Origin of the sequence: Marinimicrobium agarilyticum DSM 16975 (genome assembly GCF_000423345.1) — a bacterium.
GTDB classification, from domain to species: domain Bacteria; phylum Pseudomonadota; class Gammaproteobacteria; order Pseudomonadales; family Cellvibrionaceae; genus Marinimicrobium; species Marinimicrobium agarilyticum.
Map to the genome: position 1 here is coordinate 414,949 of NZ_KE384008.1, position 15,065 is coordinate 430,013.

General features: G+C 56.4%; 13 protein-coding genes. 11 read left to right on the top strand and 2 right to left on the bottom strand.

Annotated features, from left to right (window positions below; genetic code table 11):
* Positions 1 to 60: 60 nt before the first annotated feature.
* Positions 61 to 2,679, bottom strand: a complete 2,619-nt coding sequence (gene acnB / locus G547_RS0117730; RefSeq protein WP_027330982.1) for a bifunctional aconitate hydratase 2/2-methylisocitrate dehydratase — start codon at positions 2,677 to 2,679, stop codon at positions 61 to 63.
* A 461-nt stretch (positions 2,680 to 3,140) separates the two neighbouring features.
* On the opposite strand from acnB, the gene G547_RS0117735 reads away from it, so the two are divergent.
* On the top strand, positions 3,141 to 3,908 hold the full coding sequence (locus tag G547_RS0117735; RefSeq protein ID WP_027330983.1) for an SH3 domain-containing protein: 768 nt from the start codon (positions 3,141 to 3,143) through the stop codon (positions 3,906 to 3,908).
* The gene (locus G547_RS0117740) at positions 3,878 to 4,492 is read left to right on the top strand and encodes an outer membrane beta-barrel domain-containing protein (RefSeq protein WP_027330984.1); all 615 of its coding nucleotides are present in this window, start codon (positions 3,878 to 3,880) and stop codon (positions 4,490 to 4,492) included. The genes G547_RS0117735 and G547_RS0117740 overlap by 31 nt, the downstream gene beginning before the upstream one ends.
* A 44-nt stretch (positions 4,493 to 4,536) precedes the next feature.
* Here G547_RS0117740 and G547_RS22135 read toward each other — a convergent pair whose 3' ends face one another.
* Positions 4,537 to 5,181 (bottom strand): outer membrane beta-barrel domain-containing protein, encoded by a 645-nt coding sequence (locus tag G547_RS22135; protein WP_051235695.1) that lies wholly within the window; start codon positions 5,179 to 5,181, stop codon positions 4,537 to 4,539.
* 452 nt (positions 5,182 to 5,633) lie between these two features.
* Here G547_RS22135 and G547_RS0117750 point away from each other — a divergent pair, with 452 nt between their 5' ends.
* The 9 genes from G547_RS0117750 to G547_RS0117790 all read left to right on the top strand — a co-directional run bounded on the left by G547_RS0117750 (position 5,634) and on the right by G547_RS0117790 (position 14,782).
* Positions 5,634 to 6,194 carry a hypothetical protein gene (locus G547_RS0117750; protein WP_051235696.1) on the top strand — a complete coding sequence of 187 codons (561 nt, stop codon included), beginning with the start codon at positions 5,634 to 5,636 and terminating at the stop codon, positions 6,192 to 6,194.
* Between the two features lie 28 nt (positions 6,195 to 6,222).
* Positions 6,223 to 7,953 carry a tetratricopeptide repeat protein gene (locus G547_RS22140; RefSeq protein ID WP_245573506.1) on the top strand — a complete coding sequence of 577 codons (1,731 nt, stop codon included), beginning with the start codon at positions 6,223 to 6,225 and terminating at the stop codon, positions 7,951 to 7,953.
* Positions 7,954 to 7,961: 8 nt separating this feature from the next.
* Positions 7,962 to 10,826 (top strand): tetratricopeptide repeat protein, encoded by a 2,865-nt coding sequence (locus G547_RS0117760; RefSeq protein WP_027330986.1) that lies wholly within the window; start codon positions 7,962 to 7,964, stop codon positions 10,824 to 10,826.
* On the top strand, positions 10,813 to 11,628 hold the full coding sequence (locus G547_RS22145; protein ID WP_084646184.1) for a tetratricopeptide repeat protein: 816 nt from the start codon (positions 10,813 to 10,815) through the stop codon (positions 11,626 to 11,628). Before G547_RS0117760 ends, G547_RS22145 begins: the two co-directional genes overlap by 14 nt.
* A gap of 6 nt (positions 11,629 to 11,634) precedes the next feature.
* Positions 11,635 to 11,934, top strand: a complete 300-nt coding sequence (locus G547_RS0117770; protein ID WP_027330987.1) for a hypothetical protein — start codon at positions 11,635 to 11,637, stop codon at positions 11,932 to 11,934.
* An 84-nt stretch (positions 11,935 to 12,018) separates the two neighbouring features.
* On the top strand, positions 12,019 to 12,723 hold the full coding sequence (locus G547_RS22150) for a MotA/TolQ/ExbB proton channel family protein (protein WP_036189305.1): 705 nt from the start codon (positions 12,019 to 12,021) through the stop codon (positions 12,721 to 12,723).
* A gap of 5 nt (positions 12,724 to 12,728) precedes the next feature.
* A complete protein-coding gene (locus G547_RS0117780) occupies positions 12,729 to 13,226 on the top strand; it encodes an ExbD/TolR family protein (RefSeq protein WP_027330988.1) in 498 nt (165 codons plus the stop codon).
* A gap of 11 nt (positions 13,227 to 13,237) precedes the next feature.
* On the top strand, positions 13,238 to 13,816 hold the full coding sequence (locus G547_RS22155) for an ExbD/TolR family protein (RefSeq protein WP_245573507.1): 579 nt from the start codon (positions 13,238 to 13,240) through the stop codon (positions 13,814 to 13,816).
* A 3-nt stretch (positions 13,817 to 13,819) separates the two neighbouring features.
* Positions 13,820 to 14,782 carry an AgmX/PglI C-terminal domain-containing protein gene (locus G547_RS0117790; RefSeq protein ID WP_027330989.1) on the top strand — a complete coding sequence of 321 codons (963 nt, stop codon included), beginning with the start codon at positions 13,820 to 13,822 and terminating at the stop codon, positions 14,780 to 14,782.
* Positions 14,783 to 15,065: the final 283 nt, after the last annotated feature.

Sequence of the window (15,065 nt, forward strand, 5' to 3'; positions counted from 1 at the left end):
AATAAAAAAGCCCATTGGTCACGCCAATGGGCTTTCGGACAATCGATAACCAGCGATGGTTTACACCGCTACTTGCTCGATCTGCACAGCGGCGATGCGCTTACCTTCGTCCGCGGACTTCTGGTAGTTCTCAATTTCGTTGAAGTTGAGGTAACGATAGATATCGCTCGCCATGCTGTTCAGGTCTTTGGTGTAGTTCAGATACTCTTCCGGCGTGGGCAGCTTACCGGTGACGGCGGCGACCGCCGCCAGCTCGGCTGAGGCCAGGTAGACGTTCGCGCCCTGTCCCAGACGGTTCGGGAAGTTCCGGGTGGAGGTGGATACCACCGTCGAGTTCGGAGCTACGCGTGCCTGGTTGCCCATACACAGAGAGCAGCCGGGCATCTCGGTGCGGGCGCCTTTGCGACCGAAGATGTTGAAATAGCCTTCTTCCATCAACTGGTGCTCGTCCATTTTGGTGGGCGGGGCGATCCAGAGGCGGGTAGCCAGTTCTTCTTTGGTGGCGTCCAACAGCTTGCCGGCGGCGCGGAAGTGACCGATGTTGGTCATGCAGGAACCGATGAACACTTCGTCGATTTTGGTTTCCTGGACGTCGGACAGCTTCTTCACATCGTCCGGGTCGTTCGGGCAGGCCAGCAACGGTTCGGTGATCTCGCTCATGTCGATCTCGATCACTTCGAAGTACTCGGCGTCGGCATCTGCTTCCATCAAGTCCGGGTTTTCCAGCCAGTCTTCCATCTTGCGGGCACGACGTTCCAGAGTACGAACATCGCCGTAACCCTGCTCGATCATCCAGCGCAGCATGGTGATGTTGGACTTCAGGTACTCGATGATGGGGTCTTTGCCCAGCTTGATGGTACAACCGGCGGCGGAGCGCTCGGCGGAGGCATCGGAAATTTCGAAGGCCTGTTCCACTTTCAGGTCGGGCAGGCCTTCCACTTCCAGAATACGACCCGAGAAGACGTTCTTCTTACCTTTCTTCTCGACGGTCAGCAGGCCGTTCTGAATGGCGTAGTAGGGGATGGCGTTGACCAGGTCACGCAGGGTGATACCCGGTTGCATTTCGCCCTTGAAGCGCACCAGAACGGATTCGGGCATATCCAGCGGCATGACGCCAGTAGCAGCGGCAAAGGCCACCAGGCCCGAACCGGCCGGAAAGGAGATGCCCAAGGGGAAGCGGGTGTGGGAGTCGCCGCCGGTACCGACAGTATCTGGCAACAACATACGATTCAGCCAGCTGTGGATGATGCCGTCGGACGGACGCAGAGACACGCCACCACGGGTCATGATGAAGTCGGGGAGGGTGTGCTGAGTGTCGATATCCACCGGCTTCGGATAGGCGGCGGTGTGGCAGAAGGACTGCATGGTCAAATCGGCCGTGAAGCCCAGGCAGGCCAGGTCCTTCAACTCGTCGCGGGTCATGGGACCGGTGGTGTCCTGAGAGCCGACAGTGGTCATGTAGGGTTCGCAGTAGGTGCCGGGGCGCACGCCGTCCATACCGCAGGCCTTGCCGACCATCTTCTGGGCCAGGGTGTAGCCCTTGCCGGTGTCCTTGGGCTGTTCTGGTTTGCGGAACACGTCGGAAGCGGGCAAACCCAGGGATTCACGGGCCTTGCCGGTCAAACCGCGGCCTACAATCAACGGAATCCGGCCGCCGGCCTGCACTTCGTCCAGGAGCATGTCGGATTTGAGTCCGAACTCGCAGATCAGCTCACCGGTCTCGCCGTTGAGGATTTTCCCTTCATAGGGGCGCACTTCGATCACATCGCCCATGTTCAGGTCATCGACCGGGGCCTCGAAGACCAGGGCACCGGCGTCTTCCATGGTGTTGTAGAAGATGGGGGCCACCTTGCTGCCGATACAGACACCGCCGGTGCGCTTGTTGGGCACGCCCGGAATGTCTTCACCGATGTACCAGAGGACAGAGTTGGTAGCGGATTTACGTGAGGAGCCGGTACCCATTACGTCGCCGACCATGGCCAGCGGATAACCCTTTTTCTTCAGCTCGTCGATCTGCTTGATCGGGCCGATGGTGCCGGGCTCATCCGGCGTGAGTCCTTCGCGCTCGTTCTTGTACATGGCCAGCGCGTGCAGAGGGATGTCGGGGCGGGACCAGGCGTCCTGCGCGGGAGACAGATCATCGGTGTTGGTCTCGCCGGTGACCTTGAACACGGTCAGCTTGATGCTTTCGGGCACTTTCTGGCGTTGGGTAAACCACTCGGCGTTGGCCCAGGATTGCATGATCGCCTTGGCGTGTCCGTTGCCGGACCTGGCTTTCTCTTCCACGTCATGGAAGGCGTCGAACATCAAGAGGGTGTGCTTGAGCTCCTCGGCTGCCAGGGGCGCCAGGGCATCGTCGTCCAGCAGGGCGACCAGGGTCTCGATGTTGTAGCCACCGTGCATATTGCCGAGCAGCTTGACGGCGGTCTCTTTGGAGATCAGGGGGCTTTCGGCCTCGCCTTTCACGATGGCGCTCAGGAAGGCAGCTTTCACGTAGGCGGCTTCATCCACACCGGCCGGGACGCGGTGACTGATCAGCTCGACCAGGGTGTCCTCTTCGCCCGCCGGGGGATTTTTCAGCAGTTCTACCAGGTCGGCGACTTGTTCGGCGGTGAGGGGTTTCGGGGGTACGCCTTCCGCGGCGCGTTCAGCGACGTGAGTACGATAGGCTTCAAGCACGATTGAGTTCCTCTAATTTTGTGGGGTTACTCTCGCGACAGGATCTCTGCCTTGAGAGACTATCCATGACCATCATGGATGCGTAATTGGGGGGCTTTGAGCTCCCAACAGCCGTGCCCCGGGGAGGCGGTTGATGACACGACCAAACGGCGGCGGATTATACCGTAAGGGCGTCTTTCTGTTAAGCGCGGCCCTCCGGCCTCCTCTTGTATTGTATGACAAAACGCCGAAGCAGCATGAATCATTGGTCGAGCTGGGTGAAATCTCAAGGATTTTTGGTCTGGTTGACATTTAAAGTTTGTGGTTTGTCACGAATCCAACAATTCGCGTGGGGTCTTTGCTGCCATTAGGGTAGGGTAGCGTCTTGGTAGTGCCGGAACCCTTATTGCGGGTTAATTTGAGTGGATCTTCTGTTCCCGGCCGCCACCTCTGGCAAGGCTGAACGATAGTAGGGAGTTTCGATGCGGCGTTGGTTCTTTGGTGTGACTCTGGCGTTAATAATGGTGGCCCCCGTGGTGGCTGTTGCCGACGAAGAAGGTAGGGCCTCCTATCTTCAGCTGGAAGTCATCGACCCTTATGTGGATGTTCGAAGTGGCCCCGGGCGGGGCTATCCCATTTTTTATGTGATCGAGCAGGGCGAGAAAGTCGATGTGCTGACTCGTCGACCGGGTTGGTATGAGGTTCGAATGGCCAATGGCCGAACCGGCTGGTCCAGCGCCTCACAAATTTCCCGAACGCTTCAGACCACCGGTGAGCCCGCCGATCTGCCGTCCGTGAGTTATGGTGATTATCTCGCGAGCCACTGGCGGGTGGGTTTCAACTCTGGGCAATTCACGGCTGGCGAACTGGAGGACAGTGATACGTTCAGCTTCCTCGTTGGCTATCGCCCCTTGAGCTGGATGGGCCTGGAAGCCGAACTGGGCAAAGTGTTCGGTTCCGAGATAAAAGGCGAGCTGTACAGCGTGAATATGTTGATAGAGCCCTTCTCGGACTGGAAAGTGTCGCCTCTGCTGATAGTGGGGCGGGGCACGATGTCGATTGATTCACAGCCCAAGTTGGTCCCGCTGGAGATCGGGGATGAGGACTTTACGCAGTATGGCCTCGGCGTGAACTACTACATCGGTCGCAACTTCGTGCTGCGCGGGGAGTACCGCTGGTCCGAGGTCGATACGGATAACAACAGTGAGAGCTTAGAAGTATGGAAAATGGGATTCAGCACGTTCTTTTAAAGGCGCGTTCGCTCGCCTTGGCGGGCCTGATTGCCACGCCCATGGCACTGGCACAAGAGACTGAGCCCTCTGCAGCGCATCGCATTGACAGCGAGGTGTTTGATCTCGGTGTCACGGCAGGCGTGGTCAATATCGCTGACTTCAATGGCGAGTGGGCCCTTGGAGTGAGCGCCACTTTCCAGGCATCGGAAAACTTTTTCCTGCAGTACAACTTTCTCCAGGCAGACAGTTCGCCCTCGGCCTACGAAAACAGCCAGGGGTTGTTGTTCGACGGTGGCGACCGAACCTTTCGTCACTATGATCTTCTTGTGGGGTACAAGCTTTTCCAGAGCGAGTTTTTCGCCGATGAGGGGAGGGCGCGTCTGTCTTCTTTGTATTTGGTCGGGGGCGCGGGCGAAACCCGGTTTGGGGGCGAAGAAAACTTTACCACCACCCTGGGTGTTGGGTACGAAGTGGCGCTTACACGAGATGTGTTGGTGCGACTCGACTATCGCGCCTACCTGTATGACTCCAGTCTGGTTGCGGATGAAGAGCAATCAGTCACATCAAACCAGCTGAGCGCTGGCGTCAGTTATCTGTTTTGAGGGCCGGGCCAGGGATCGTGTTGGAATCTTGCCTCAATCGGCTATCAAAATAGCAGGTTGAGGCCAACCGCCAATTCAGTGTTGTGCGTGGTTTTGTCGTCGCCGAGGAATGAGCGGTCGACGACAATATCCCGCACGTCCAGATTCAGAGTTGCCCAGTCTGTCAGTACGGTCTTATAACTGAGCCCCAGTGCAAGGCCGGTATTGTCTTCTCCTGCAAAACTGACCTGGCTGGGTCCGGCAAGCACATAGATGTAAGAGTTGAATTTTCGCTTACCCCCAAAAAACGACCGGCCTTCGGCTAGTCGATAGCCTGCCAATACACTCAGGTGTTCAAAACTTCTATCGGAAGCCGACAGGAAGTTGCCCCCGGAAACCTCCTCAAAGGTGGCTCTTTCGACGTCCGATTGCGCGTAGTGGGCCTGGACCATAAAGCGCGAGCTTATATGGTAGTTCAGCGTCAATCCGGCAGAAAGCTGGGTGCTGAAGTCCTCTACCGACAAAGCGCCAAGGTAGGCACCCACTTCAAAGTTTTCGCTGTCGATAGCGGCTCGTTGGGCCCGCTCAGTGCGCTCGGGTGGTTTGACAACCTCCACCCGGGAGTCTTGTTCTTGAGCATGGCCGTTTAACGGCAGCGCGCTTAAGCCCAGGGCAACCAGGCAGGTGGGGAAGGAAACGGTATAGCGCATAGTGTCCATTATCTCGCTGCAGAAGTTCACCGACAGTCTACGTCCTAAAGCTGAACGGCAACGTTAGGTATGTCTCACTTTTGGAAATTGACGCCATGGTTTGTTGCGCCCATCTTGAAGCCCGACCGACGTTTTCGATGAAAGAAATGAGGGGCCTAGGTTCGTTTCCGTCGTCGAGCCCAGGAATAGAAGTGTGATGCGTCGCTAAAAAGCACTAATATTTTGAGACGTGGCTCATAAAATCAACATTCAACGTGTGACTCTTAAAGAGGCTTCAGTTATTTTTGCGAGTCCGATACGTCACGGGAAAAATCTTTGTAAAAAGATCCTGGTATCAAAAAATCCTGATAGGCGTTTTCTTGGTTTGAACGATGCTTGGGGCACAGGTCATGGAGAAGAGGGGGTTCATCAGGGCGTCACTGACGTCTTGTGCGTTGGTTCTGACGTTTGCGATGGCGCAGAACTATGCGGCGGAGGTTGCCGAATCTCAACACTGGGCCGATGGTGTCGACGGCGGGGAAGTTACCGTCAGCGAGGGCGCGGCCGAGTCTGTAGATGCTGAGGCGGAACTTAAACGCATCTCCAAGTACGTGCAGTCGCTCAAGTCGGATGTGGTCGACCTGAATCATGACCTGAAGCAGATGGAAGAGCGCATTCTCTATCCCTCCAGTACCAAGTACTCCGTCTTTGTCTCCTTCAGTTCCGGCCAGTTCTTTCAGCTGGAATCGGTAAAGTTGAAGCTGAACGGGAAAATGGTCGCCACTCACCTCTATTCCGAAAAACAACAGAGCGCGATGCTGCGCGGTGGCATCCACCGCCTCTATATAACGAATCTGGCCGATGGCGAGCACAGTGCGACGGCGTTTTTTACCGGTATCGGCCCGGGGGGGCGATCCTATAAGCGCGCCACCACTTTAGAATTCGAGAAGCATGCCAATAGCAGCTATCTAGAGCTCGCCATCGGAGACGACCCCGTCAAGCAAGAACCGGTATTTGCGATCAAACAGTGGTAAGCCTATGAGGTACAGGGCACAAAAGATCATGGCGGCGTCCCGTTTCTGGTTGGCCGCGTCACTGATCCCGTTGTCGGTCATGCCGGCGGCGGCATGGGCGTTTTCATCCAATGTCAGTTCCGCACAGGAGCTTGAATACGGTGCCGTTCTTTTTGAATATTTTCAGCATGATTATTTTCATGCGCTGGTGGAGCAAAAGTACGCCGAGTCACTGGATAACAGCGCTTCGCTGTCAACTACCGGGCAGTTGGTTAAAGGCGGTATGTTGGTGTCTTACGGCCTCCCGGATAAAGCAGAGCCGGTGTTTGATGAGCTGTTGGCAGGGAGCGTGTCTCACGAAGTGAGCAACCGTGCCTGGTTCTACCTTGCCAAACTCCACTACAACAAGGGAGATTTTGCCAGCGCCAGAACTGCCGTCGACAGCGTCAAGGGCCCCATTCCCGTTGACATTCTGGTGGACTATCACTACCTGGCAACCTTGGTCACCGGCCATCCAGAACGACTTGCGGAAAAGGTCGGGATGATTGAGGCGGCCGCCAAAGACTCCCCGGCCTTTCCTTATTTTCTGTTCAACCTGGCGGTAGCCCAGGTCGGACGTGGCAATGTCAGTGCGGCGGTCCACAACCTGGAGCGCGTGACCCAGAGCGGTGCCGAAGAGGGCAGTGCTACGGCGGCGCTGGTGGATCGGGCGCGGCATGGGCTGGCGGAATTGGCGATGAAGTCCGATCGTCTGTCGGCGGCGTGGGGTTACCTGAGCCAGATCCGAACGACCGGCCTGTATTCCAATCGCGCACTGTTGAGCTACGCCTGGGCCGCCATCAATCGCGAGCAGTTCACCGACGCCATCCCCGCCCTCGAATTATTGGCTGAGCGCTCCATTGCTATCCCCGAAGTGCAGGAGGCGAAGGTGTTGTTGGCCCACGTTTACGAAGAGCAAGGACTGTTTAAACGAGCGCTTACCCGCAATATTCAGGCGGAGAAGGAGTTTGGTGAGGGTGTGTCCCTGATTGCCCAGGCTCGTCGCGTGATAGATGGTCAGGACGTGCCGAGAGAATTTATCAATAACCTGGAGGCGATCATGGATGATACCGATTGGTACGCTCGCCAGCCCTCCGTGGATTACGAGAAACTGACCCCGTTTCTTATTGACCTGATGGCCAGTAACGCGTTCAACGAAACGCTGACGGAGTTGGCGGACCTCTACGTTATTGAAGACAACCTGCGTTATTGGGCGGAGCAGGCGGAGCAGCACCAGGCGATTCTGAAGGCGGCCGAGGAGAAGCGTTTTGATCGAAGTATGCGCGAGATGCTCGATCGCACAGATGTGATCGGCCGGCAACTGAGCGATCGCTGGGAAGAGCTGGAACTGTACACGCTGGTGGTGGATGAAGAGGACCGACAACGCCTGACTTCGCTGATGGACAATACCCGTTCTGATTTAAGTGCACTGAATCATAGACTTGGTCGGCTTCAGGCGGTGGAGAGTCCTTATGAGCAGCCCGATCACTATCGGCCCATGGTCCGGGAACATCATCTGCGTATTCAAGCCCTGATGGCTCGAACCGGGGATCAGATTCTCGCGTTGGAGCAGGTCATGCGCCAACTGATCAAACTGGAGCTGGACAAGCACGAGGAGCGAATGAACTACTACGCCGCCCAATCGCGGTTGGCCAAGGCCCGTCTTTACGATATGGCGCTGTTGTCGCTTGAGCAATCGGCTCCAGCGGCTGGCGCGTTGAATTCCCCGGAGGCGCAATGAAGTCCTCAATGGCAACTATCTCGGTGGCGGCCAGCGTGCTGGTTCTGCTGACCGCATGCGGTGCCAACCAGCCAAAAACCATTGGCTCTCTGGCTTACACCCCACCCAAAGAGGAAGCGGAGGCTCCCAAGCCGGTTACCCACGAAGAGGTGCGAGAAGAGTACAGCGAGCTGGCAGAACTGTTTGAAGACGAACAGCTGAAAGAACAGATCGAGCGTCGCGTGGCAGACGTTTACATGATGGAAGGGGTTCAGGACCAACGGCATACGGCCAAGCCCAGTAATCACTATGTCGAAGCGATCAAGGCCTACCGTAATATTCTCGAAAAGTATCCCAATTCGCCCGACAATGCGGAAGTGCTGTATCAGTTGGCCAAGGCCTATGACCTGGAAGGCAATCAGGATGAGGCCATGAAAATGCTGGCCGAGCTGACGCATCGTCACCCTTACTATGCCAATATCGCCGAAGCGCATTTTCGCATGGGCGATATTCATTTCAACAATGAGGACTACGCTCAGGCCGAGGCGTCCTATCGCGCCGTTCTTGAGAGCGACGAACCCCGACTGGCCACAAACGCTCGCTATATGCTGGGGTGGTCGCATTACAAACAGCGGCAGTTTCGCGACAGTCTGGTCGAGTTTTCCAGAGTTCTGGACGAGTTGATGGCGGGGCGAGCGGATGTCGAGTCCCTCGCGGACGGCGAGCGGCCCGTTGCCAAGGATGCGATCCACTCCATCAGCCTGGCGTTGGACAAGGTGGGGGGCGCGGAGGCGATTCCCTCTTTACCTCACGTCGTCGCTCAGCCCTACACCTGGTTACTTTACAATCATCTGGGTGAGTACTACCGGGAAAAAGAGCTGTACGAAAAAGCTGCCGGTACCTTCCGTCATTTTATCGCCAACCACCCGAACTCGACTCGGGCCCCCGGGCTCCACGGCAAAATCATCCAGACTTATATCGACGGTGGCTTCCCAAGCCTCGCGCTGGAGGAGAAAGCGGCGTATGTCCGGGCCTATGGTATTCGCTCGGACTACGCAGGTAACACCGATGGTCTCTACAATGAAGTCAGAGAACCGATCCGAACCTACCTGGATGAGCTGGCGCGGTATCACTACAGTCAGGGCCAGAGTCTCCAAAAAGATGAGTCGGAGAATCGACCGGAGCTGGCGAACAGCGCCGAAGATCAAACTGACTCTGAAGAAAATGCAGCCACAGCAGGCGAGGCTCTGGATCCCGAAGTGGAGCAGGCGTACATCAACGCCGCCGACTACTATGCCGAGTACGCTCAGACCTTCCCCAGTGACGAGCGCATTGATGAGGTGATCTACCTCAAATCGGAGTCGCTCTTCCTCGCGCAGCGATACATTGAATCCGTGGCCGGATATGAGCAAGTGGCATACAGCCCGCTTGGTTCCAGCGCGGACGAGCACGCGAGCGATGCCGGCTACGCTGCCATCATCGCCTATCAGGAGCATATTGCCGACCTTCCGGAGGGCGATGCCGAACTCCAGTCTACCCAGGCGCGCGCGGTCGACAGCATGTTGCGTTTCGCCGGCCGGTTCCACTCTGACAGCCGCGCAGTATCGGTTTTGACCAACGCTGCGGAGTACCTGTTCAGCCTGAGTGAATACCAACGGGCTCTCGCTGTGTCGAGTCAGCTGGTGGAAGACAATCCGCAGTTGGATGCGTCCCTCAAGGAAACCGCATTCGGCATTATGGCGCACTCGCAATTCCAACTGAAAGCTTATGCCGAGGCGGCAGAAAGCTACCGCAAACAACGTGAATTGATGTCGCCTTCATCGGAAGAGTACGAAGCGGTTACCGAACGTCTGGCGACGGCGTTGTATCGTCACTCGGAAGTTCTGGATGGCCAAGGCAATCCAGAAGCAACCGTTGCGCAGTTGCTGAAAATTAAAACCCTGACGCCCGAGGCGACGTTGCGGGTCCCGTCGCAGTATGAGGCGGTGACGTTGTTGATCAGCCTGGAACAATGGTCGCGGGCAGTTGAAGAGCTTCAGGAATTGATCGAGATTGCGCCCGAGCATGAACTGGCTGTGGAGTTCCCCCGTCGCCTGGCGTTTGCTTACGAGCAGCAGGAAAATTGGGCGCTGGCTGCCGAACGCTATGAGGCATTGGCCAGCGAGGATCCAGATGCCGAAACTCGCCGTGAGGCGTTGTTCTTGGCCGCTACGATGTACGAGAACGACGAAAGTTATGAACAGGCGCTACGGCTCTTTCGCGAGTACGCCAACACCTACGAGATGCCCACAGACACCCTGATGGAAGCCCGCTACAAACTGGCGGTGAACTATGCGCGTGTGGGCGATACCCGTCGACAGCTATTCTGGCTCGACAAACTGGTGGCCGGTGGTGCCGAGTTCGCCGATTCGGATCGCAACCGTTGGCTGACGGCCTGGGCCAGCATTCAGTATGGCGACCATCATGCCAAGGCCTTCAATGAATACCGTCTCAGCGTTCCGTTGGTGGATAGCCTGCCAGAGAAAAATGCGCTGCTTCAGGAAGCAGCGAATCGCTACCAGCATGCCGCCGACCAAGGCATTCTCGAGTTCACCAGCATGTCCAGCTTTAAAACGGCGGAGTTGTATCGTGAATTGGCGAGTGCACTGCGTGAGTCTCCAGTGCCCGGATCGCTGTCGGCAGAGCAGCGCGTTGTGTACCGGGAGTTGATCGCCGAACAGGCGCTGCCTTTTGACGATCTGGCCTCGAAGCTTCACCAGGCGAATATTGATCGTGCGTGGGAGGGGCACTTCAATCAGTGGATTGACCGGAGCTTTACCGCGATGCGAACCCTGGAGCCTTCGCGTTTTGATAAATCTGAATTGATTGTGAGTTACGGCGATGCAATACGATAAATTTTTCCGCTCAGGTCCCGGATTCTTGCAGGGCGTTACTCTGACAGTGTTGGGGTTTGCGCTGGTTGGCTGTTCGACAGGAGGCACAGAGCTGCAGTGGATGACGGAAAAAGAGGCGGCCTTGAATCTGGTCGCGACCGATCCCTACCTCCCGGTACAGGAGCAGGGCGACGAGGGGCAATGGTTGCCCTATGAGCCCAGGGAGAACCCTTACACCGCTCAACGGGGACGAATCGAAAAGGACTCGGTGACCCGTTTTATTGAAGCCCGTCGTGCTTTCAAAGCCGAGGAGTGGAAACAGGCTGAAACGCTCTTGCTGGAGTTGACGGCGAGCGATGATGACCTTTCCGGTCCTTGGGTCATGCTGGGGGATATTGCCTCGGAAAGAGGCGAACATCAGCAGGCTCTGGACGCCTATGTGAAAGCCATTGCCATCAACGGTGACAATGTCAACGCCTACCTGCGGCTGGCCCTGACCCAACGCAAAATGGGGCGGTACCTGCACGCTCAGAACACCTATGCGGCAGCGCTCAAATTGTGGCCAGATTACCCGGAGGCTCATCTGAATCTGGCAGTACTCTACGACATTTACCTGAATCATCCGCTGCGGGCACAGAAGCATATGGAGGCTTATCAGTTTCTGACTGACGGGGAGAATACCCGGGTCTCCGCCTGGCTGGAAGAAATCCGCTCGCGCACGGGAATTGCGCCCGGTTTTGAGATCGATTCCGAAGGTTCGGAGGCGGTTTCTTACCGAGCCGACAATACTGAATCTGCCAGCAATCAGGACAACATGGAGTGACGTGACATGAAGCCATTTTTTGCCTTGGTACTACTGGCCGGTGCGCTTCCTATAGCGACAACGGCTCAAGAGAATCCCGATACGCCGCCCGAGAACCCGGCCATCCGGCTACAGTCCACCTTCATCGGGGACAAGGAACAACCGGCGGTCAGTTATTTTGTTCCCTGGCAGGGCACCAGTACACCGGACAAGTTGCAGTGGAGTATGGAGAACAAGCATGACGCCACCCTTGAAGCGGTGGATCGGAAGGTGTTGCACCGAACGGTGACGATTTATCAGGAAATGCAGTTGGAAGGCGAGCAGTAACTGTTGCAAGGGCAGCGGTTGCGCGCCGTCAGTGCAACCGCGATGGGTCTTACGTGTGTTTGATGATTATTAATAGGTGTAACCATGACTGAGATATACAACAACGTGACAGAGTTCTTTCAGGAGGGTGGTCTTTTTATCTACCCCATCTCTGTGGTGCTGGTAATCGGGCTGGCCATCGCTTTTGAGCGGTGGGTGTTTCTGAATCGGGAAAAGTGGCGCAACCGGCGGGCATTCAATGACTTCCTGCCGCTGTTGCGCACCACGGATATGGACAAAATGCAGATGTACTCCCGTGAAAGCCAGGCGCCGGTGACCCGGATCATCGCCTGTGGCCTCGATATGATGAAGGTTTCAAAACAGCGTGCCGATGTGGAAAACTCCATGAACGAAGGCATGCTTGAAACCATGCCACGGCTTGAGCAGCGCACCGGCTACCTGGCGGTTCTGGCCAATGTCGCCACGCTGTTGGGGCTGCTCGGTACCATTGTGGGCCTGATCGGCGCTTTCAGTGCTGTGGCGAATGTGGATCCGGCAGAGAAGTCGACCATGTTGTCGAACTCCATTTCCGTGGCGATGAACACCACCGCCTTCGGCTTGATCGCCGCCATTCCGTTGCTGGTGTTGCACGCTGTTCTGCAGAATAAGACGGCGTCGATCATTTCCAGCATCCAGATGTCGGCGGTCAAGTTCCTTAATATCATGACGCTGCATCGGTTTATTGAAGCCGGTACTCCTCGTCCGGAAAAGAGCACGGACGAGAAAGAAGTGGCGGCGGTCGAAGGGTAACGACCATGAACTTCAATTTCACGCCCCGGAGAACCGACGACGCCGAGCTGGACGTGACCTCGTTCATGAATCTGATGGTGGTTCTGGTGCCAGTGTTGTTGATCACACTGACGTTTGCCCAGGTCACTGTCCTGGATATTCACCTGCCAGAGCTGACCGGCGGTAGCGATCAGAGTGGGGAGTCCCAGTCCCAACTGATGGTGAGAATTGAGGAGGACGGCTACAGGGTCTACTACCCGGACGATGTGTTGATTCAGGAAGTGGCGCGGACCGAGACAGAAGAGGGCGAAGCCTACGACTATGCGCAACTGACGCGGGTCATGCGGGAAGTCAAAAAGCAACTGAGTGACAACGCTTCCATCTTGTTGTTGTCCGCCCCGCAGGTGGATTACCAGAGCCTGGTCTCCACCATGGATGCGGTGCGTTCCTATGAAGCTGTGGTCGCTGCCAGCGTCGTTGAAATTGAGCTCTTCCCGGAAATTTCTCTGGGCGACATCAAATAAATGCAGAGCGAATGACTGACATGATTGGATCAACCGTTCTCTATCAGCAAAAAAAGCCGCCGGCCGTGGCGCGGCTGAGTCTCGTTTCGTTGATGGATATTTTCACGATTCTGGTGTTCTTTCTATTGCTGAACTCGGGCGATAGCCAGGAAATCGAGAATGCCAAGTTTGTAAAGCTACCGGACTCCGTCAGTGGGGTTCAGCCGCACACGGAGCTCAAGATCACCGTCAGCGATACGGAAATTCTGTTAGGAGATACGGTCGTGGCGACGGTCTCCGACGTTATTGACTCCTCCGAGCGGCTGATTGAACCGCTCGCCGAAGCGCTCAAAGCCAATACGGAAAAGCTGGAGGAGATCTCGGAATACGAACAGAACAGGGGGCTGGCCGTTACCATCATGGGGGATAAGAGCGTGTCCTTTTCCCTGTTGCGACAAGTGATGTCCACTTGCCAGCACAGTAACTACCGTAATATTTCACTGGCGGTCAATCAGGTCCAAGGTAAAGCGCCCGCTGAGAAACTGCCAGAGGCTCCGGAAGCAGAGCCGGACGTTGTCAATTCCGTCAGCCAGGCCGGGCAGGGAGGTTAAGCCATGTCGCATTTCACTGCCGTGGAGCCGATGGCTCTCGATCTACACCTGCCGTGGGAACTGGACGAGCAACGTGAAGCCGCTTTTAAGCGAACCTTGAAGCGGATGGCTATACCCCTGCTTTTGTTATTTGTGGTGGTCCCCTGGTTGCCGACTTTCGATAGCGGGCTGGAATTGGAAGACGATGCGGTCAAGCGCACCCAGGTGCTTCTGGATCCGATTGAAGCCCCTGAACCGGAACCCGTGACGCCCGAGACTCCACCACCACCGAAGCCGGAGCCCAAGCCGGTTGAACCCGTGGCCGCCCCGGTCCCCGAGCCTCAACCGGCTGCGACGCCAGCGCCCCAGCCCGAACCGGATACCCGTGAATCGGTGGCGACCTCACAAGGCATGGATGAGTTGTCCAATCAATTGAGTGCGGTGCGCAGTGCGGTCAATGTAGCCAGTATGCAGCGCAAAAATCTGTCTGATAACGAGGGCGGCGAGGTGGCCCGCACTGAGCGGGCCCGGTTGGGTCGGGAAATGACGGCGCGTAGCAACGGGACTGTGGTTGATGAAACTGTCATGCAGAGCGATATTACCGCTTTGTCTGCCCATCAGGCGGCGGAGGTAGAAGGGCTGGATATGAACAGCCTGCCGGCAAGTAACTCCCGCTCCCACCTGTCCGGTCAGGCGGGGCAAAGGGACATGGAGAGTATTCGACGCACTCTGGAACGGACAAAAGGTAACGTGTATGCGCTGTATCAAAGAGCACTTCAGGACGATCCCAATCTGACAGGCGAGTTCACGTTCAAGCTGGTGATTGAGCCGAACGGTTCCATCTCGCAGTTGACACTGCTGGTCAGTGAGTTGGGTGCGAGGGATCTTGAGCAACAGATTCTGTCACGAATTGAGCAGGTGGACTTCGGTGCAATGCCGGTTCCGCCCACCGTGGTGGAATATCGTTTCGTCTTCTTGCCCAGCTGACCGTCTCTAAATGCGGCTTAATGAGCCAGCCTTCGAAAAGGCTGGTTCCTTTTGTCCAAACGGGATGAACGTTTGTCGGAAACCGTCGAAGAACTTTTCAAAGTTGTGATCCCTGACATTTTTCAATGACGAATTTCTGGCACTCTGCTCAAACGAATGTCGATGTTGATCAAGAGTGACGAATTTTCCGCCAGCTCGCGTTCAACCCCGCCGTTGCGGTACCAACCGTAGATCGACATGCCGTTTTGCTCGTTAGGGGGATGGGCTTTTCCTGAGGTGATTG

Excerpts from the sequence above, each read along its gene's own strand:
- G547_RS0117735 (WP_027330983.1), top strand. The coding sequence starts at position 3,141 with ATGCGGCGTTGGTTCTTTGGTGTGACTCTGGCGTTAATAATGGTGGCC.
- G547_RS0117740 (WP_027330984.1), top strand. The coding sequence starts at position 3,878 with ATGGAAAATGGGATTCAGCACGTTCTTTTAAAGGCGCGTTCGCTCGCC.
- G547_RS22135 (WP_051235695.1), bottom strand. The coding sequence starts at position 5,181 with ATGCGCTATACCGTTTCCTTCCCCACCTGCCTGGTTGCCCTGGGCTTA.
- G547_RS0117750 (WP_051235696.1), top strand. The coding sequence starts at position 5,634 with ATGGCGCAGAACTATGCGGCGGAGGTTGCCGAATCTCAACACTGGGCC.
- G547_RS22140 (WP_245573506.1), top strand. The coding sequence starts at position 6,223 with ATGGCGGCGTCCCGTTTCTGGTTGGCCGCGTCACTGATCCCGTTGTCG.
- G547_RS0117760 (WP_027330986.1), top strand. The coding sequence starts at position 7,962 with ATGGCAACTATCTCGGTGGCGGCCAGCGTGCTGGTTCTGCTGACCGCA.
- G547_RS22145 (WP_084646184.1), top strand. The coding sequence starts at position 10,813 with ATGCAATACGATAAATTTTTCCGCTCAGGTCCCGGATTCTTGCAGGGC.
- G547_RS0117770 (WP_027330987.1), top strand. The coding sequence starts at position 11,635 with ATGAAGCCATTTTTTGCCTTGGTACTACTGGCCGGTGCGCTTCCTATA.
- G547_RS22150 (WP_036189305.1), top strand. The coding sequence starts at position 12,019 with ATGACTGAGATATACAACAACGTGACAGAGTTCTTTCAGGAGGGTGGT.
- G547_RS0117780 (WP_027330988.1), top strand. The coding sequence starts at position 12,729 with ATGAACTTCAATTTCACGCCCCGGAGAACCGACGACGCCGAGCTGGAC.
- G547_RS22155 (WP_245573507.1), top strand. The coding sequence starts at position 13,238 with ATGACTGACATGATTGGATCAACCGTTCTCTATCAGCAAAAAAAGCCG.
- G547_RS0117790 (WP_027330989.1), top strand. The coding sequence starts at position 13,820 with ATGTCGCATTTCACTGCCGTGGAGCCGATGGCTCTCGATCTACACCTG.